The sequence below is a fragment of the Legionella maceachernii genome (assembly GCF_900167045.1).
Classification (GTDB): Bacteria; Pseudomonadota; Gammaproteobacteria; order Legionellales; family Legionellaceae; genus Tatlockia; species Tatlockia maceachernii.
Genome location: NZ_FUXJ01000003.1, coordinates 267831 through 286820 on the forward strand (window position 1 = coordinate 267831; position 18990 = coordinate 286820).

The window sequence follows — 18990 nt, forward strand, 5'->3', positions numbered from 1 at the left end:
ATGTATAACCCGCGCATAAAGCGCGGGAAGTAGGCAAAAAACAGGGATTAGGTTCAAAAATTAGAGGTGTTTGCTTAGGCTAGATTCGGGTTCGTTTGTGTGTCTAAAATATTGTGATGTTAAAGGGTTAACCCATCTTACCCAAATCGGACATCGCTACTGCATGATAACCAGCATCCACATGCACCACTTCTGCAGTAATTCCAGAGGCTAAGTCAGAGCATAAGAAAGCGGCGGTATTGCCTACTTCTTCTGCTGTGACATTACGCTTCATGGGCGTTGTATCAGCATAGGCAGCTTGCATTTTACGGAAATCCTTGATGCCAGCAGCTGCTAACGTTTTAATTGGGCCTGCAGAGATTGCATTAACGCGAATGCCACGTGGCCCTAAGCTAGAGGCCAAGTAGCGGACTGAAGCTTCTAAGCTTGCTTTAGCAATACCCATGACATTGTAATTGGGCACTGCTTTCTCAGCCCCATAATAGCTCAGTGTTAGAATCGCGCCTTGAGTCTCCTGCATCATAGGTAGGGCTGCTTTAGCGAGGCCTATTAGGCTATAGGCGCTGATGTCGTGGGCAATATGGAAGCCTTCACGATGCACACTCTCAATAAAATCACCACTGATTTGATCCGCTGGTGCGAAAGCGACGGAATGAATAAGAATGTCCAATTGATCCCAATGACTACCCAATTGTTCAAAAACGGCTTGAATATCAAGATCATTGGCGACATCACAAGGAAAAGTTAATTTAGAATTGAATTCAGCGGCCATTGTTTCGACACGGCTTTGCAATTTCTCATTTTGATAAGTGAATGCTAATTCAGCACCTTGTTCATAAAATGCTTTGGCAATGCCATAGGCGATAGAGCGATTGCTTGCTAGACCAACAATCAGTGCTTTTTTTCCACGTAAAAATCCCATCGTTTTCTCCTCTAACCGTTTGTGTGCTTTGCGAGTAACTCACGCATTTTTGCCTGAATCATATCAATGGCGATACGATTCTCTCCGCCTCTTGGAACAATGATGTCTGCATACCGACTGGAAGGTTCAATGAACTGTAAATACATTGGTCTGACTGTCGTTTCATACTGATGGACCACCGATTCGAAAGAACGCTGGCGCTCAACCACATCACGTTTCAAGCGGCGAGTTAAGCAAACATCCAAGGGTGTGGACATAAAGATACGGATGTCCATGATTTCGCGCAAGGCTTTGTCTGTAAATAAGAGAATCCCTTCTAAGACGATAATAGCATGCTGGCCTACTCGACGCGTTTCGGATAACCGAATATGCTTCGAATGGGAATAAATAGGAATCTCCACGGATTCCCCTTGTTGTAATTTTCGAAGATGATCACAAAGCAGGGCATGATCGAAGGCGTCAGGGTGGTCGTAATTAATTTTTTCTCTTTCTGTGAAGGGGAGATGACTATTGTCTTTATAATAAGCGTCTTCTGAGATTACCACGACTTGTTCAGAGCCCAATTCAGTAACAATCGTGTTAGCTAGAAGACTTTTCCCAGAAGCGGAGGGACCAGAAATCCCGATAATAATTGCTGCTTGTTTGTTCATGACGCCACTATTCGAAATTTTGTGCAAATGGTAAGGCTTTATGACGATAAATTCAATTCGTTTCTTCTTTTTGCCGCTTTAGAAGAACGTATAAAGCACCTTCACCACCGTCCCGTGCCAAAGCACTGTGAAAGGCTAAAACCTGCGGAAATTGAGTTAACCAGCGATTAACCAGATTTTTTAATACAGGTGCCTCACCTCGATGGCTGCCCTTACCATGAATAATTAAAAGACTCCGACGAGCTAAATCAGTTTGCTGCCCAATAAATTTAATTAATGCTTCCTTCGCATCATCCGGCCTAAGGCCGTGTAAGTCCAATTTTGCTTGCCAAGGAATTCTTCCTGCTTTTAATTCTCTTAATCGCTTATTAGGAATACGATGACTACTATAGAACAAGATTGTGTTTGCCTGTACTTCCTCAGCATAATAATCAGAAAGATAAACGGTAGTTGTTCGAGCTACAGGTATTCTTTCTTGCTTACGGTTTTTGGTCCCTGTTGAGCCTAAGTTAATCTTATCACTCTTTTTTAGAGGCTTGACATCGCCCATCATTTTACGAAACAAAGCTTTGTCGTCTTCGGACAAAGAATCATCAGACATAAGGATACTGAATTAACCGAAAGCATATATGAAGAGTATATACCCGTGATCTTTCAAAATGCTAGTTTTTGGACGACTTGATTTTTTTGGCTGGAATTATTTTAAAAACGAGTAATAGCAATCCCTATTGGGAGTTTTTAAAATAATTCAGGCGGAAAAAGCAATAGACCAAAAACTAGCATTTTGAAAGATCACGGGTATAACCCATTTATGATAAGAATAACGAAAGGATTCGTATCTTAGGATCCGCTTAAAGTGAGGTTTTTCGTCGCGACTCACGGAGTCGGTGAGACTTTACGATTGCTTGATCCCACGGTCAAGCAGCGGGATGTCGAGAACTTTGAGAAAATTCAAGGTCAATCAAATGGGAAAGGTTAAAGGACAAAGTCTCTAAAATAACGTACAATTTGTGATAATTATGTGCTCTACGTTAGGTAAAAGGTTAAATAATTTATGAATGATTCTTACGCAACAATAACAGCCCATTTTGAAACCATCATTGATTTTCTTCGGTTTGGTGTCAGTCAAGCGCATGCTTCTAATCTCTATTACGGTCACGGAACCGACAATGCATGGGATGACATGCTTGCATTGATTCTGGGAAGTTTATCTTTACCGCTTGATTGCGAGCCCATGCTTTTACAAGCGCGGCTGACTTCTGTGGAAAAGCAAATTTTGATGAATCGTTTATCCCGACGAATCATTGAAAAGGTTCCTGTGCCTTACCTTACGAATGAGGCTTATTTTTGCGAGCTGCCTTTTTATGTGGATGAACGAGTGTTAATTCCGCGCTCGCCTATTGCTGAGCTTATCAAACAGCAATTTTCCCCCTGGATACAAGCAGATAGCGTGGAGCATATTTTGGACATGTGTACAGGCAGTGCTTGCATTGCTATTGCGTGCCATTACGCTTTCCCTGAAGCCCAAATTGATGCTACTGATCTCTCTACAGATGCCTTGGAGGTTGCTGCAATCAATCGCGAGCGCCACGGGCTACAAGAAGTCTTAACCTTAATTGAATCGGATTGCTGGGCTAATGTTCCAAAAAAACGTTACGATATCATTGTCTCTAATCCTCCGTATGTCGGCTCGGAAGAAATGCAGACCCTGCCTGAGGAGTATCTCCATGAACCTCGACTGGCTTTGGAAACGGGTAACAATGGTTTGGCAATTGTTGAAAAAATTCTTATAAAAGCCCATGATTACTTAACAGACCATGGTGTGCTGGTTGTAGAAGTAGGCAACAGTGAAGATGCATTGGTTGATGCCTTTCCGCAGGTGCCTTTTACCTGGCTTGATCTCGAATACGGGGGACATGGTGTATTTTTGTTGACGCGCCAGCAATTAAAAGCGCATTTTGCGCCTTAAGGTAACTAAATGAGTGGAAACACATTCGGAAAATTATTTACAGTGACCACATTTGGTGAAAGCCATGGTACGGCGCTGGGTTGTGTAGTAGATGGTTGTCCTCCAGGATTAGTCTTATCAGAAAAAGATATTCAGCCCTTCCTCGACAAACGGAAACCTGGCCAGTCAAAATACACCACTCAAAGGCGGGAAGAAGACCAAGTCGAAATTCTTTCTGGGGTATTTGAAGGTTTAACCACAGGAACCCCCATTGCGTTACTGATTAAAAACAGTGATCAGCGCTCGAGTGATTACGACGCCATCAAAACCATTTTTCGCCCAGGGCATGCCGATTTTACCTACCATCATAAATACGGCTATCGTGATTATCGTGGAGGTGGGCGATCTTCTGCGCGAGAAACGGTGGCTAGGGTTGCTGCAGGTGCAATTGCTCGCCTTTATTTGCAACGAGTGCTCGGTATAGACATTTTGGGTTATTTGCAGCAAATGGGTAATCTCTCTCTGGATTTTGTTGATGAAACTGAAATAAATAATAATCCATTCTTTTGTCCTAACCAGTACCAAATACAAGATTTAGCAGAATACATCGACCAACTGCGGCGCCAAGGTGATTCGGTGGGCGCACGAGTGACAGTGATGGCACGTGGTGTGCCGATTGGATTGGGTGATCCCGTTTTCGATAAACTAGATGCTACTTTAGCTTATGCGTTAATGTCGATTAATGCAGTAAAGGGTGTGGAGATCGGTGCGGGATTTGCTGCTGTAACACAATTAGGAAGTGAACATCGCGATGAGATGACACGCGAAGGATTCCTAAGTAACAATGCAGGAGGGGTACTCGGTGGTATCTCCACTGGCCAGACTATAGTGGCAAGCATTGCTTTGAAGCCTACGTCGAGCATTATCAAGCCAGGTAAGTCGATTAATACTCAAGGTGAAGAAGTCACTGTGGTTACTAAAGGCCGCCATGACCCTTGTGTGGGTATTCGGGCGGTGCCGATTGCCGAGGCGATGATGGCTTTGGTATTGATGGACCATTATTTGCGTGATAAAGCGCAAAATGGCTAGGAGCATAAACGACTTACTAGGTCTCGCGAACAAGTGGCGGGGCTTAGCGATAAAGGCTCCATAACAATAAATGTTATTATTCCCAAAGGAAAATAAATAATTTAACCCTTAATTTGAGGTAGTAATGAACAGACGACTCAACATCGCAATTGTTGGTGCAACGGGTGCAGTGGGTGAAACGCTGCTGAAGGTTTTGGAAGAGCGCGATTTCCCGGTTGATAAGCTCTATCCTCTCGCAAGTCATCGCTCAGTCGGCAATACCGTTACTTTCAATAACAGTGAATTAGATGTGCTTGACTTAGCGGACTTCGATTTCAGTAAAGCGGATATTGCTTTATTTTCTGCAGGTGGTGCTGTATCGAAAGAGTATGCCCCTATTGCTGCTAAGGCTGGTTGCATTGTAGTCGATAACACGTCTTGCTTTCGTTATGACGCCGATATTCCGCTTGTGGTTCCCGAAGTCAATCCGCATCGCATCGCTGAATACAAAAACCGGGGCATTATTGCTAATCCCAATTGTTCGACGATACAAATGGTTGTGGCTTTGAAACCGTTACATGATGCAGTGGGCATTAGCCGTATTAATGTGGCTACCTATCAAGCGGTTTCGGGAACTGGAAAAAAAGCCATTACGGAATTAGTTTCACAAATGGGTGAATTATTGAATGGACGTCCAACACGTGCTTCTGTTTATCCGTATCAAATTGCATTTAATGTGTTGCCCCATATCGATGAATTTCAAGAGAACGGCTATACCCGCGAAGAGATGAAAATGGTATGGGAAACGAAAAAAATCATGGAAGATGAGACCATCCTTGTGAACCCAACAACTGTCCGCGTTCCAGTGCTTTATGGGCATTCCGAAGCCATTCATCTTGAATTAAAAGCGCCAATGACTGTAGAGGAAGCGCGCAGGTTGCTTTTAAACGCGCCAGGAGTTAAATTAGTAGACAAAACGTCTAAATTACAATATCCAACACCCATTACCCATGCAATTGGTCACGATGAGGTTTTTGTTGGCCGTATTCGTAAGGACATTTCTCATCCTAATGGATTAAATTTGTGGGTCGTTGCTGACAACATCCGTAAAGGCGCAGCAACAAATGCGGTGCAAATTGCAGAAATTCTGCAACGTGAGTATTTATAATTTATACTTTAAATTATGAGCGAATTAAGTAGACCAGACACTGATTTTCCTACCCGATTACCTACTCGTGATCGGGGCGAATCCTTATTGAAGGACGAAACATGGCACATGGAGAATCAACGACGTATTGAGGAAAAGAATGGCCATCGCAAACTCGGTGTGAGGGTTCATGAAAATGAACATTATGAACCCCAACAAGCACAAGCTGGGTTAGAAGAGGATTTTCAAAATGGGATGAAAGAACACCCTTCTTTGAAGGATAATCCCTATTTTGATGGTATTGCTGATATTTTAAATCAAAACCCTCATTTGAGTACACGCGAGGTTTTAACTAAATTTGAAAATGAACGCAGGGAACAGGAATATCAGCATAGATTAAAATTAGGGCTTGTGTCAGCACCAAAATTTAATCCAAACCCTAATCCTTAGGATCGTTAAATGACCATTGCTGATGATATTATTAGCTCCCGTATGCCTGATTTCGATCATTATTTGAATCAAGGCGAATCTTTGGATGATATTGATGAATACGGTTTCACGCCACTGATTGAGTGTGCGATTATTGGCCAAGTGGATATTGCTCAGCAATTACTCATACGGGGGGCTAATGTCAATAAGGGTGACGTTACAGGAAGGACGCCACTTCATTGGGCAGCTGATAATAATAACCTTGAATTAGCCGAGTTGTTTTTACAGCATGGTGCTGATCCTAATGCCTATACCAGTTCAGGCCTCTCTATCCTTGTTTATCCAGTTTTAAGAGGTTACGACAATCTTAAGCATTTACTTTATCAGTATGGAGCAAAATTGGATTTTGCCCTTGATTTTATAAATGCCAAATTACTAGGGCACCGTTACGAATTAAAAGGGTATGTCGATATCGTTAATGCTCAAAATGAATTTATTGAGCTTAATTATGAAGGCTTTATGCTTGAATTCACTGTAGCTGTCGTCAAAGATTCTCTGCGACGTTTTACCAGCAGTTATTCTACACGTCATTTGCGAGATCATTTTTCTCTTATATACCCGATAATGGATGCCTTTACCGTGGCAGGGGAATTATTAAAATTGCAACATAATCTCTCTGTGAATTTGGGGGAAACTAACAAACCTATACTTGCTCGCATACTGCAACAATCACCGATGCTAATTTTACCAGCAGCAAGCAAGGGACATGCTCTTGGTTTTATTCGTTATAAAGAATGGTGGGCTAAGATTGACCGGGGTGAGAATAGTTTGAGGGAAGGTACTGTTAACATTTACCGCATTACTAATCCAAAAGTCTTCGACATTCGTTTTTTGCAGGACTTTCTTTATAAGAGACAACCTCGCCGTTATTTTCACCAAGTGATTAACCAAAAATTAGGGTTAATCCCCTTTGCTAAAATGCCTATTAGTCCTCAAATCACGGGTAACTGTTCTTGGGCTAATGTGCAGGCCATTGTGCCTGTTGCTTATGCATTACAACAGCTTTCACAAGCCACGAATCAAGAATTTGATGCCCATACGGCGATAAGACTTTACGATGATTGGGTCGAGTGGGATAAAGATCGGGCACTTGATGAATGCATACATCGTTTTTATTTAGCAAATCCTATTCGTAAAGCAAGTTTTGCTGCCATGCTCGGAGCAGTCCTTTTTCAAGCCTGCGATTATGGTAAGGCATATCATGTGAAGCGCGCTGAGAAAATATTAACCATTCTTACGCTACCTGAATATTACTATATTCTGCAAAGTTACCTCGAAGCGTATTGCATTAAGCGATTAACTCGCCGAGGGAATAATTTACTTAAATTGCTCGATGATTGTGGAGTCAATCCCAATATTGGTGTCACACCCATTGCTACTGGTTTGAAAGAATCGGAATAAGATTCTACTTACAGGGCTTTGACAAAGCTTATATTGTAGCCTGAGTGAAGCGCAGCGTAACCCAGGATTCATGTGAAAAAATCCCGGGTTACGCTGCGCTTCACCCAGGCTACGACTATACTGTATATATCCCTTGCGTATAGTTGGGAGCTCTCATGTCTGATTTTTCATACGAGACTCTGAATACGACCCAAGATATTCCTAGAACCAAATTCGAAAATAGTAATAATAAGAGTTATGAGTATTACATCACCAATGACTCTCCTTTCGCGATTTTTGAACCACCCCAGGCAGAATGGGCAGATAAACCCGACAATCAATCACCTTGGAAAATTCATTTAAATGTCAATAAAGATCAGTTAGCACAAGCTTGGGATTTAATTCATCCTTTTTTGTTAGAGCAAGAGGTGCCTAGTTTCAAAGTGACTCGGCTAAGTAGGGCAGAGAAAGCAGAGACTGAAGATTCGGCAATGTCGTCGCGTGTCTCAGAAGGGGCTCAAATTACTATTTATATTCCTAAGGGAAAAGAATACCAATACAATCAGCTGGCTGCCCAGATCGAGCAAAAACTCCTGAAACATGGCATCCAGCCTGGTCAATTTGCCGACAGTGATAAAAAAATAGGTGTTTTTGCTTCAGTTCGTGGGGCAGGTATCCCAGGGGGTGAGCCTGCTTATTTGGAAGCAACTCAAGCTACTCATTACAATCCTCACCATTTGGATGATCCTTTTGTGATGCAAGAGTCTCAGATAATAGCTCAGTTTACTCAAAGGTTGTTAACTGGCTATTTAACAGAAGACTATGCACAGAAACGAATTGGAACCGCGATCGAGCATAAAGATCCAGGGATGCTTACTCGATTATTTGATCAGATGAAGTTTGATGGAAGTGAACTGTTAGCGAATACGAGAGCTGCGGCTGAGGCAGGTAATTTAGAGGGTTATTTAAGCCAGTTTGCGAGAGGTTGTGCTCGCCAGCTTTTTAATGATGATCTTACCGATCTTAATCCCTCGGTCAAAAACGCGATTGGCGAGCAAAATTATGACAAGCTTGTCGAAACGTGTGGGAGTAAAGAGGAGTTAATAAAAAAAATGCTTCAAGCAACGATTGCTTTGCATACTCAATTATTAACTTCGGCTTTTGAAAAAGAGCAAAGCATGACAATGGAAGACGTTGATTCTGGCAAACAAATGACTGCCGAACAGAATGAAGCCTTTCGTAAATTAAGCGAACAAGTTACAGTGCCCTCAGAAAATTTTGTAAAGCGGATAAATCCTCAAGTACTGCTTGAAGAAAAATTTTCCGCCAAAGCTACACAGGATCTTGGGGTTGAGAAGAAAAAAGAAGAAGCTTCAAAAGAAATTGAAAAATTTCAAAACGTTGTTTGGGAAGTGAAGGGAAAAGTAGAGGCTTATATTAGCTCTCTCCAAAAATGGGGGATATTAAAAGATAACTCAGAAAAAAATGATACTAATGGACAAACAATTAAAGTATTGCAAGGTATTAGCAATAGATTAGAAAGATTGTATGACCAAGCAGAAGGGTTTAAGGACAAACTTTCTCATACAAAAGCAGAGGAAATTGATCAAACCCTGAGTCAGTATCAAGAAAGGTATAAGCAGCAGATTGATGAAATAAGCTCTAGTATTAACATTGAAATCTCCAATCCACGAGAAAAAAACTGGCTAGAGAATCTCATTAGTGCACTTTATAATGCACTCGGCTGGGGAGAGTTTGAGTTTAAAGAGACTACAGAGGCTAAAACTAAAACCGAAGAAGTACGAGAGGCTCAAAAGGCATTGCGTTCATCTGTGGAAGAGATTAAATCAGAATCTAATGATGATGATATTGGGCAGGAAAGCTCTGATGAGGAAGAAGATGTATCTAATCTTTCAGGAGGGATGAAAGTTTAACTATCGCTATTTTTGTGGATATCCAAAAGGGTTTCGCTTTTCTCCATTCGCTCTCTTTTCAAAGTGCTGATAATCTTGGACATCATACCAGTTGCCGCCCCAATCCCAGCCATATTGAGTAAAAACTTTATAGATTAAACTTGCTTTAGTAATTTTCCCGGGAAAAGGTTTATTGCGATCGACAAAAGGAACACCGTTTTGGGGTAAAACAAACTTTCCTTTGACGTAGGGATTGATTTTAGGATTGATATCGATGGCACGACCGTAGCTGTGTTGAGAGTAAATGCCTGGTTGGCCAGTGACTTCTCTGCAATTGAATGCGCTGGTATTATTGGCTATAAGTGCTGCATTGTCGTCGCCTTTGAAGGTTTCCATAGGCTCCATTTTACCAATAGGGAATTGATTCAAGTAGAGGATTTTAAAAATTTGAACCATCTCTTTTGCCAGCGTTTTGTTAACAATTAAAACCCCTTGATGTGTTTTTTTATCAAATCCCCAGTAACTTAGATGAAGGTAACGAAGATCGTTGATGGGCAAGGGACAACCGGTGTGCCAGGTGTAAGCTTTCATGAGTTTTTTAAAATGAGGTGGAATAGCAGAAACTGAGAACGCATTTTCTTTGTGAGTTTCTGCTGGAACGCTAAAAGAAAGCGACAGAAGGACTAAAAATAGAGGGAATTTTTTTATCATGGCTTTATAAAAATGGTATGGAGTCAAACGCCTAATGGTGCTGTGCTAAGGACAAAACCCCTTTTCTATCGATGTCCCGCGGACAAGCCGCGAGCCATCGGGATGAGTTAAAATTGAGTTAAAATCGCTTAAGACAGTACCACTAGGTTAAACGACCCAACTGCAATGACCGGGGTTAATATTATTCTTTATTCACCGGCTCTTTTTTTTTATTCGCGTCGGTTTTTAAAGGAACTACTCTGCCACCACCTGATTGTTGACCCGCTGGATTTCTTCGACGCTGCGGGCTACCCGCACGTTGTTGATTTCCACCTGAACGCCGGCGGCGACCCGCTTGATTGGATTGGCGTTTCTCGCCACTTGTGCTTTGGCTGGACGGTTTATGGTGATGAACGCGTGTACTTTTCTCTTGGCGGGGCGGTTCAGCAGGTTCGGTCGAGGATTCAGAAGTACCACCAAATAAACTGGACCACAAACGCTTAATAAAGCTACTATGCGGAGTTTTAGGTGGTTGCTGTAAAGAAAAGCTCTTGACTGCTGGCTCATCGTGTTTTACCGCACCCTGGTCTGAACGTACTATTGTTAATTCGGGTTGCTGAATTAAGGTATAACTTGGTTTTTTATTCTTACCGACATTGTCTTCTTTTAGACGCACAATGCTGTATTGAGGCGAATGCAAGTAAGGGTTCGAAATAATCAAAACGTTAACGTTATGACGTTTTTCTATATTTAGGATAAAGTCCCTTTTTTCATTGATAATGAATGTGGCTAATTCCACAGGCAACTGCACTTGTACTTCAGCGGTTTTTTCTTTTAATGCTTCTTCTTCAATGAGGCGGGTGATTGCTAATCCTTGAGATTGAACATTTCTTACAGTGCCTCTTCCTTCGCAACGCGGACAGACTTCTTGCGCATTTTCGCCTAAAGAGAGTCGAAGGCGCTGACGGGACATCTCCAGTAAGCCAAACCGAGAAATGCGGCCGACTTGGATACGTGCTCTGTCTGCTTTAAGTGCCTCTTTCAAGCGGTTTTCGACTTCGCGCTGGTTTTTGCTTGAGCTCATGTCAATAAAGTCAATGACAACTAATCCACCAAGATCGCGAAGACGTAATTGACGAGCAATTTCATCGGCTGCTTCTAAGTTAGTGTTTAAAGCAGTTGCCTCAATGTCGGCACCACTGGTTGCTTTGGCCGAATTGATATCAATCGAAATGAGTGCTTCGGTACGATCGATCACTAAAGCACCGCCTGAAGGCAACAACACTTCGCGCTGATAAGCAGTTTCTATTTGGCTTTCAATTTGATAGAAGTTAAAAAGTGGTATTGTGCTGTTGTAGAGCTTTAAGTTCGGTAGAAAATCAGGTTTAACTTGCTCAATGTATTGTTTTGCTTTGACATAGGAAACTTGGTCATCGATGATAATTTCACCAATGGATTTACGTAAATTATCGCGAATAGAGCGAATAATAACGTCTCCTTCTTGATGAATAAGACAGGGGGCTAACTGCGTATTGTAAGCCTGGCGAATTGCTTGCCACTGATTACACAACATATCAAGGTCAGCCTGCAACTCATCTAAGTTTTTCCCAACGCCGGCGGTACGAATAATAAGACCCATTCCATCCGGTAGTTGGAGTGCATTTAATGTTTCTTTTAACTCGTCTCGATCGTCACCTTCAATACGTCGTGAGATGCCTCCTGAATTAGGATTATTGGGCATTAAAACAAGATAACAGCCCGCTAAGGTAATATAAGTCGTTAGCGCAGCGCCTTTATTTCCTCGCTCTTCCTTATCGACTTGAATAAGTAATTCCTGACCTTCACGAATTAAACTCGTAATAGGCGGTTTTTCATCTCCGAATTCGTCAGGATGTTTGCTTAAATATTCAGGTGCTATTTCTTTAAGGGGTAAGAACCCTTGGCGTTTTGCACCGTACTCAACAAAAACAGCATCTAAACTAGGCTCTCGCCGCGTCACTAACGCTTTGTATATATTGCCTTTTTTCTTAACTTCCGAAGGACATTCGATGTCCAAATCATAAAGTTCTTTATCTTTTACTAGCGCAACCCGGATCTCTTCAGTCTGGGTTGCATTGATTAACATTTTTTCCATTATTTACCCCATAAAAGGGCGCAACACACTTAAGCAAAGATAGTGTAAGGCTATCCATTTTGTGTTTTGAGGTTACGCTCTTGCTTATGCCCAACGGCACGAGCTTCACTGGAATTCTCCAAGAGCTTCATTATTTTAAGCAATGACTCGTATCTCATTTTGAACTATTATCAGTTTATTGACTAATAACAGTTCCCTCAATAACAAAAAATATCCACTTTAAGCAACACCCAGGACCATAAAGACAGACCGCACGCATGGTACCGGCAAATATTGCGGCGCATGTTGGGTAATATACATCTGTGTTAACCGATTTCGTGATAAATAGGAGCGAATGGTCGTTTCATGCGTGTGAAAACGTCCTCTGCCTAAATCTGCAAAATGTTTGGTGACTGATGTAAAGCATGTCTGACATGCGCGGGTATCTGATAAGTTCGTTTTCAATTTGGCTCTAGTACTGGGCTGCTTCCTTATATCACATACTTAAGGGAAGCGCGTATTTGGTTTGTCTTCTACTCTACTATTATAGCTCTAAATCATTGTGTCATCGTGCTCGAAAGCTCGCGTTCAAAGCGCATTCTAGTAGGCAAAAGAACAAAACCCCAATTAAATTAGTCGAGTTATTGTCGACCCATAAACTTTTTATTTGTTTATGCGTTATAATCCGGTCGTGCGAATAGTTTCACACGATTTAGAATAGTATCAAAAAAAAACAGCTCCAGCAAATAGGTTAATGCACAATGAGTGATGTACGTTACACTGAAATCGGTGTTGAAGATGAAGGCCAGCGCCTCGATAATTATTTAATGCGGATTCTAAAAGGAGTGCCAAAAAGTCATATCTATCGCATAATACGCGCCGGTGAAGTTCGCATTAATAAAAAAAGAGCCCAGGTATCTTCACGATTGGTGCAGGGTGATTGTGTACGTATTCCTCCAGTGCGCACAGCGCAAGAAAAAGAGGTTTTTGTCGGAACTAAGCTAGCACAGAGACTGCATGAGAGCATTATTTTTGAGGACGATAGTCTTTTAGTCATTAATAAACCCGCAGGAATTGCGGTTCATGGTGGTAGCGGTCTGAGTTTAGGTGTAATTGAGGCGCTACGCAAGACACGACATGATTTACCTTATCTTGAGCTAGTGCATCGTTTAGATAAAGAAACTTCAGGTTGCCTGCTCCTTGCAAAAAAACGCAGCATGTTACGAGCAATTCACGCTCTACTGGAAGCGCGTGAGGTGGAGAAAATCTATTGGGCATTGCTGTATTCTTCTTGGCAAGGTAAAAAAACGGTGGTGGTTAATGCGCCCCTTGAGAAAAATATTCTTAAATCAGGTGAACGAATAGTAACGGTCAATGAAGAGGGTAGGGCTTCGCAGACTGTTTTTAAATTATTAGAGAATTATCAACAAGCATGTTGGGTTGAGGCTTCACCGAAGACAGGACGTACTCATCAAATTAGAGTGCACAGCGCTCATTTAGGCCATGCGATTGTTGGTGATCAGAAATACGGCAAACCAGAACTCATTGAGGGTTTGGAGTCAAAATCACGACTTTATTTGCATGCTAGGGCAATTCAATTTAACCTGAACGGAAAAAATTATTTGTTTGAAGCAAAGTTGGACGAACAGTTTGCAAAAACGCTAAAAAAATTGAGTCTATTGACAAGGGATTCCGCAAAGTGAAAATTAATTGTCAACAGACCCTAAATGCGAGGAGTTTATTGACTCATGGGTAAACCATATCGCTTGGTAGTATTTGATTGGGAAGGGACTTTAGGCGACATCCTAGGACAAATTTTAAACAGTGTTTCTACCGAGGCTAGACGATTACAGTTTGGTGAATTGGATGAGCAGCTTGCCCGTCAATCGGTTGGTTTAGGGCTTGTTCTCGCTTTAAAAAAAGCTTTTCCTCACTTAAACGAAGAACAACAGGAACAACTTCTACTCGCTGTACATCAGTCCTTAGTTGCTAGGACAACGGAGGTTTATTTAATTCCTGGCGCGAAAAAAATGGCTGAACGCTTGGACAATGCGGGTATTCATTTGGGAATTGCTAGTAATAAGGGGCAGCAGTCTTTGCAGCGTGTTTTGCATGCCAGTGGGTTAGATAAATTGTTCAAAGTAACACGTTCAGCAGGGCAGGCTCCAGCAAAACCCTGCCCGCAGATGTTGGAAGAGATCATGGATACCTATGGTGTCAGTGCGAAAGAGACCTTGATGGTAGGCGATTCGGTGAGCGATATCGAAATGGCAAAAAGTATTGGCGTGGATGCCATCGGGGTGGATTTTTATCATCAACAAGAAGCAGCACTGCTCGCAGCAGGTGCTTTGGCAGTGTTTGATGATTACCAACAGCTTGCTGAGTATTTGCAGTTGAATTAGAAGGGGATTTGAGTGAGTAAATTAACTAGTTTGCCCAATTTATTGACTTTAATGCGAATTATATTAATACCGATCTTCATTATCCTTTTTTACCTTCCGTTTCCTTGGGCCCATAGTTTAGCAGCGACTGTTTTTGCCTTGGCTAGTTTTACGGATTGGTTGGATGGCTATCTGGCACGAAAACTTGAACAAATTTCACCTTTCGGTGCTTTTCTTGATCCTGTAGCGGACAAGTTATTAGTGGCTTGTAGCTTGCTCCTTTTAGTAGGCGAAAAGGATGTAGGGTATATCACCATACCAGCAATTGTGATTGTTGGGCGTGAAATTGTTATTTCAGCGTTACGTGAATGGATGGCTGAGATTGGCAGCCGAGCAAGTGTCACTGTCAGTTATATTGGCAAGATAAAAACGACGTTACAGATGTCGGCTTTATTTTTATTAATCGCCTTTACGCCATCAGAATCTTGGTGGGGTGTTTTGGGCTTTATTATGCTATATGTGGCGGCAATCTTAACTATTTGGTCAATGATTATTTATCTTAGCATTGCTTGGCCACAGTTAATGAAAAAAGGTCACATGGCCAGTTGACAGCGCTCTAAATTTCGGTAGAATGGCACCCCGTAGAGACGCGGGAATAGCTCAGTTGGTAGAGCACAACCTTGCCAAGGTTGGGGTCGCGAGTTCGAGTCTCGTTTCCCGCTCCAAATTAAAGCGACGACAGTCGCTTTTTTTTTAAATGGGTTAACTAAAATAGCATTGACTGGTTTATGACCTCGAATTTAGGCTTTGTAAATTTGTGAACGCTGAAATAAGTAGGTAAAATCCATAGGATTCACTCATTTGGCTGGGTGGCAGAGTGGTTATGCAGCGGCCTGCAAAGCCGTGGACGCCGGTTCGATTCCGACCCCAGCCTCCAAAATATGCCCAGGTGGCGAAACAGGTAGACGCAAGGGACTTAAAATCCCTCGGAGCTTATCACTCCGTGCCGGTTCGACTCCGGCCCTGGGCACCAATTCATGATTTTCTTACATTTCAAATTTTATCTTTAGAGTTTTAGGCGAATCGTTTTAATAGAGGATCGATTGTTGAGGGGCTGATGCTCTATAGAGTTGACCACGAATTAAATCATCAAGTAATCCTTTCTCTTTTCGTAGAGCGGTAAACCAGTTGCAAAGATTTTTTATAATGGGCTCCCTTTTAATGTATTATATTTACTAGAAATGTATTTAAAGGAAAGATACATGAGCGCTGCATTTAGCGATTATGTTGTTTAAGTGGATGAAAGAGCAACAGCAGATAAAGAAACGAACTCCTATTATTTTTGAAAGCAGAGGCAAGAAAGAAGATAAGATTTAGAGCTTGAGTTCAAGCGAGTTTGTGGTGGGGCAAATCGATGGGGTGAGCTGCCATTTGATATTGTGCTTGCAGATAAGAAATCAAATTCTTGTGGATTACAGCTAGCTGATTTAATTGCTCGTCCTATTGGACGGTATGTTCTTAATCCCGAACAAGAAAATCGGGCATATTCCATAATAGTGAAAAAATTTTATTGTAATGAGAAAGGTAAAAAAGAAGGGTGGGTATCAAATGCTTCCCCTAGAAAGCGAAAGGCCCCGATATTCACCGAGGCCAGACGCCGACTGGGATTCCCCAATCCACTTAAATAAGTTTTAGGTGATGTGCAGGATAAAAGTCAAATTATTACTACCGAAAAAATTTCTTAAGTTTTTCTGTTACCAGTGCTATTCTTTACTGTCTTATTTTATCTATAATCAAAATCTTCGAATAGTAAAGACAATTAAGATCTACTTATATTCGTGGCTTTGCGTAGCATTGCAAATCGGTTATTATGTGAAGCGAAGTTATGGGGCTTAAAAGCTTATTGTTTAAATTAGCTAATTTCAACTGAATTCTTTTACTTAAATCTCACTAATCAATGCAGCATGTAATCATTGGTAATTTTGGTAACCATTCTCTTGCAGCGATGCAGGCCTTAATTGAAAAGGGTATGCCTGGGCTTCATTTCGTTTATGTGAATACTGGTTGGGCAGCTGCTTCGTGGCCTGAAAGGGTGTTTGCTTGTTCTAATTATGCGAAGAGTCAAGGCGTAGAAGTGCATTCATTAAATGCTCAAGCTACGTTCGCAGAAATGGTTAAGGATCGCAAACAATTTCCAAGCCGTAAGTTTCAATGGTGTGCTAGTTTTCTTAAAGGGTTAGTCTTGCTTGATTTCTTAGATCACTTTGATCCAGCTTGCGAGGCTATGATTGTATCGGGTAAGCGTCAATGTGATTCAAGAAGGTATGCTAATTTACAAGAGTTTGAACAAGAAGAGGATTTATATCAAGGAAGAACGGTTTGGTATCCTCTTTGGCAAACCGATCATCAAGAATTAACGGCACTAATTCAAAGAGCCGGTTTTCCCCTCCTATCCCATCAAAGTTTAGAATGTAGCCCCTGCATTCATGCAAAGAAAGAGGAATTAACCTCACTGGATACCCACTCTATTGCACGTTTAGAAACCCTTGAGCAAGAGATTGGTGGGTTTATGCATTCAGCCCCCATCCGAAGCTTGTGTGGATCTACAAATACCCCAGCTTTCGTAGATAACCCCAACCTAAAGCAGTTTGATCTTGGATGTGGTGCTGCCTGGGGATGTGGGGAATAGCTTGCTTACGGGTGATTATTCTTCTCTTGGAGAGCGGCTCATCAGATTGATTACTGCTTGTTGAGGCGTAATCTGTTCCAAGAGAAGTGCGTTAACCTGAGAGCATATTGGCATTTCCACATCAAATTGATTTGCGAGATAGCAAATTTGTGATGCATTATGTTTTCCTTCTACAACCTGTCCTATTTGCTGCTCAGCCTCAGTAATCGCAACCCCTTTTCCTAAAAATAAGCCGAACCGCCGGTTTCGTGATTGATCATCAGTACAAGTTAATACTAAATCACCCACACCCGCTAGACCAATGAACGTTTCCTCTCGAGCTCCCATTTTTATTCCCAAACGCTTCATTTCGGCTAAGCCGCGAGTAATCAATGCTGCTTTGGCGTTAGCACCGTAACCTAAGCCATCACTGATACCGCAAGCGATAGCTAAGACATTTTTTACTGCTCCACACAATTGCACTCCGATCACGTCATTACTCGAATAGACGCGTAAGTTATTATGATGCAGTAGTGTTCTTATTGTTTTTTGATAAATCACATTATTAGAGGCCAAGGTAAGAGCTGTGGGTAAAAAATGAGCCACTTCACGCGCGAAAGAGGGACCAGAAATCACTGCAATAGGGAAATCGGTACCCCAACGATCAAAAACTAGCTCACTCAGCAATTGATGACTAACTGGATCAACCCCTTTAGTCAGCCAAGCCAGCCCCTGCTTGGGTTTGCTTATTTGGGATAATAAATTCGCAAAGGCATGTGAGGGGACGGCAATAATAATTTCGGATGCCTCTTCTAAGCAATGTTGAAGATCTGTGGTAGGAGTCAGTGAATCGGGAAAATGAATGGAAGGTAGATAGCGTTGATTACAGCGTTGTTCAATCATATCTTGAACATGTTGGGGGTTATGACCCCACAACATGACTTGATTACTATTTTTTGCCACATGAATAGCAACGGCAGTGCCCCAAGAGCCGGTACCGAGTATAGCAATCATTGCTTTTTTCATAGTACGTGCTCAGCCTCTGCTTGAGAAAAGTCACACTTGGCGCATTGCGTGAGCGAATCCGGCCGTTTGCGTAAACATAGAGAGAGAGAACTTGAGCGGTTCCTGTTCATGATTTAGTGGGTAGTCTCTTCAGCCTCATTTTGCTTAGCCTTTTTTTCTTCGAGCTGCTGCATATATAAAGCATCAAAATTAATTGGCGCCAATACTAATTGGGGGAAGCTACCGTGAATCACTTGCGATGTAATGGTTTCTCTTGCATAAGGGTAAAGAATACTGGGGCAGAAACTCCCTAACAAATGGTCGAGCTGTTCGGCTGGAGCTCCATCGATGGAGAAAATGCCTGCTTGCTTAACTTCAACTAAGAATGCGATGTTGTTTTGATTTTTCACTGTCGCAGTCACTGTTAACACAACCTCATACACGCCTTTTTCAAGCTCAACATTTTGTGTGTTTAAATCCAGAGTGAGTTCAGGGTCCCATTTTTGTTGAAAAATGGCAGGGGTGCCTGGGGCTTCAAAAGAAGAATCCTTTACATAAATACGCTGAATCATGAATTGGGCTTCTTGTTGGTTATTTGCTTGTTCTGACATGTTTT

General features: G+C 41.9%; 17 protein-coding genes and 3 tRNA genes. 13 read left to right on the plus strand and 7 right to left on the minus strand.

Features of this window, described 5'->3' with window-relative positions; translation table 11 throughout:
- Positions 1–127: 127 nt before the first annotated feature.
- The 3 genes from B5D33_RS02875 to B5D33_RS02885 are packed head-to-tail and all read right to left on the minus strand — an operon-like array spanning position 128 to position 2173.
- On the minus strand, positions 128–922 hold the full coding sequence (locus tag B5D33_RS02875; RefSeq protein WP_058453286.1) for an enoyl-ACP reductase FabI: 795 nt from the start codon (positions 920–922) through the stop codon (positions 128–130).
- An 11-nt stretch (positions 923–933) separates the two neighbouring features.
- On the minus strand, positions 934–1572 hold the full coding sequence (udk, locus tag B5D33_RS02880; protein ID WP_058453287.1) for a uridine kinase: 639 nt from the start codon (positions 1570–1572) through the stop codon (positions 934–936).
- 52 nt (positions 1573–1624) lie between these two features.
- Positions 1625–2173, minus strand: a complete 549-nt coding sequence (locus tag B5D33_RS02885) for a Smr/MutS family protein (RefSeq protein ID WP_058453288.1) — start codon at positions 2171–2173, stop codon at positions 1625–1627.
- 453 nt (positions 2174–2626) lie between these two features.
- On the opposite strand from B5D33_RS02885, the gene prmB reads away from it, so the two are divergent.
- From prmB to B5D33_RS02915, 6 genes are all read left to right on the plus strand, one after another.
- Complete coding sequence (prmB, locus tag B5D33_RS02890) at positions 2627–3541, plus strand: 50S ribosomal protein L3 N(5)-glutamine methyltransferase (RefSeq protein ID WP_058453289.1); 915 nt, start codon at positions 2627–2629, stop codon at positions 3539–3541.
- A 9-nt stretch (positions 3542–3550) separates the two neighbouring features.
- A complete protein-coding gene (aroC, locus tag B5D33_RS02895) occupies positions 3551–4609 on the plus strand; it encodes a chorismate synthase (RefSeq protein ID WP_058453290.1) in 1059 nt (352 codons plus the stop codon).
- 124 nt (positions 4610–4733) lie between these two features.
- Complete coding sequence (locus B5D33_RS02900) at positions 4734–5756, plus strand: aspartate-semialdehyde dehydrogenase (RefSeq protein WP_058453291.1); 1023 nt, start codon at positions 4734–4736, stop codon at positions 5754–5756.
- Between the two features lie 15 nt (positions 5757–5771).
- Positions 5772–6185, plus strand: a complete 414-nt coding sequence (locus B5D33_RS02905; protein ID WP_058453292.1) for a hypothetical protein — start codon at positions 5772–5774, stop codon at positions 6183–6185.
- Between the two features lie 9 nt (positions 6186–6194).
- The gene (gene ankH / locus B5D33_RS02910; RefSeq protein ID WP_058453293.1) at positions 6195–7625 is read left to right on the plus strand and encodes a Dot/Icm T4SS effector AnkH/LegA3; all 1431 of its coding nucleotides are present in this window, start codon (positions 6195–6197) and stop codon (positions 7623–7625) included.
- Between the two features lie 155 nt (positions 7626–7780).
- Positions 7781–9538, plus strand: coding sequence for a hypothetical protein (locus B5D33_RS02915; protein WP_058453294.1), 1758 nt, complete (start codon positions 7781–7783; stop codon positions 9536–9538).
- Positions 9539–9544: 6 nt separating this feature from the next.
- Here the strand turns inward: B5D33_RS02915 and B5D33_RS02920 are convergent, their stop codons facing one another.
- Positions 9545–10228, minus strand: coding sequence for a M15 family metallopeptidase (locus tag B5D33_RS02920; RefSeq protein ID WP_058453295.1), 684 nt, complete (start codon positions 10226–10228; stop codon positions 9545–9547).
- A gap of 181 nt (positions 10229–10409) precedes the next feature.
- Complete coding sequence (locus B5D33_RS02925) at positions 10410–12341, minus strand: Rne/Rng family ribonuclease (RefSeq protein WP_058453296.1); 1932 nt, start codon at positions 12339–12341, stop codon at positions 10410–10412.
- A gap of 740 nt (positions 12342–13081) precedes the next feature.
- Here B5D33_RS02925 and B5D33_RS02930 point away from each other — a divergent pair.
- The 7 genes from B5D33_RS02930 to B5D33_RS02965 all read left to right on the plus strand — a co-directional run bounded on the left by B5D33_RS02930 (position 13082) and on the right by B5D33_RS02965 (position 17390).
- Complete coding sequence (locus tag B5D33_RS02930; RefSeq protein WP_058453297.1) at positions 13082–14023, plus strand: RluA family pseudouridine synthase; 942 nt, start codon at positions 13082–13084, stop codon at positions 14021–14023.
- Positions 14024–14068: 45 nt separating this feature from the next.
- Positions 14069–14722 carry an HAD family hydrolase gene (locus B5D33_RS02935; RefSeq protein ID WP_058453298.1) on the plus strand — a complete coding sequence of 218 codons (654 nt, stop codon included), beginning with the start codon at positions 14069–14071 and terminating at the stop codon, positions 14720–14722.
- Between the two features lie 12 nt (positions 14723–14734).
- On the plus strand, positions 14735–15310 hold the full coding sequence (gene pgsA / locus B5D33_RS02940; RefSeq protein ID WP_058453299.1) for a CDP-diacylglycerol--glycerol-3-phosphate 3-phosphatidyltransferase: 576 nt from the start codon (positions 14735–14737) through the stop codon (positions 15308–15310).
- A gap of 40 nt (positions 15311–15350) precedes the next feature.
- Positions 15351–15426 (plus strand) — tRNA-Gly (locus B5D33_RS02945).
- 138 nt (positions 15427–15564) lie between these two features.
- Positions 15565–15638, plus strand: a tRNA-Cys gene (locus B5D33_RS02950).
- A 6-nt stretch (positions 15639–15644) separates the two neighbouring features.
- Positions 15645–15734 (plus strand) — tRNA-Leu (locus B5D33_RS02955).
- Positions 15735–16658: 924 nt separating this feature from the next.
- Positions 16659–17390 (plus strand): phosphoadenosine phosphosulfate reductase domain-containing protein, encoded by a 732-nt coding sequence (locus B5D33_RS02965; protein WP_058453301.1) that lies wholly within the window; start codon positions 16659–16661, stop codon positions 17388–17390.
- 15 nt (positions 17391–17405) lie between these two features.
- Here the strand turns inward: B5D33_RS02965 and B5D33_RS02970 are convergent, their stop codons facing one another.
- On the minus strand, positions 17406–18395 hold the full coding sequence (locus B5D33_RS02970; RefSeq protein WP_058453302.1) for an NAD(P)H-dependent glycerol-3-phosphate dehydrogenase: 990 nt from the start codon (positions 18393–18395) through the stop codon (positions 17406–17408).
- A 113-nt stretch (positions 18396–18508) separates the two neighbouring features.
- On the minus strand, positions 18509–18985 hold the full coding sequence (gene secB, locus B5D33_RS02975) for a protein-export chaperone SecB (RefSeq protein ID WP_058453303.1): 477 nt from the start codon (positions 18983–18985) through the stop codon (positions 18509–18511).
- Positions 18986–18990: the final 5 nt, after the last annotated feature.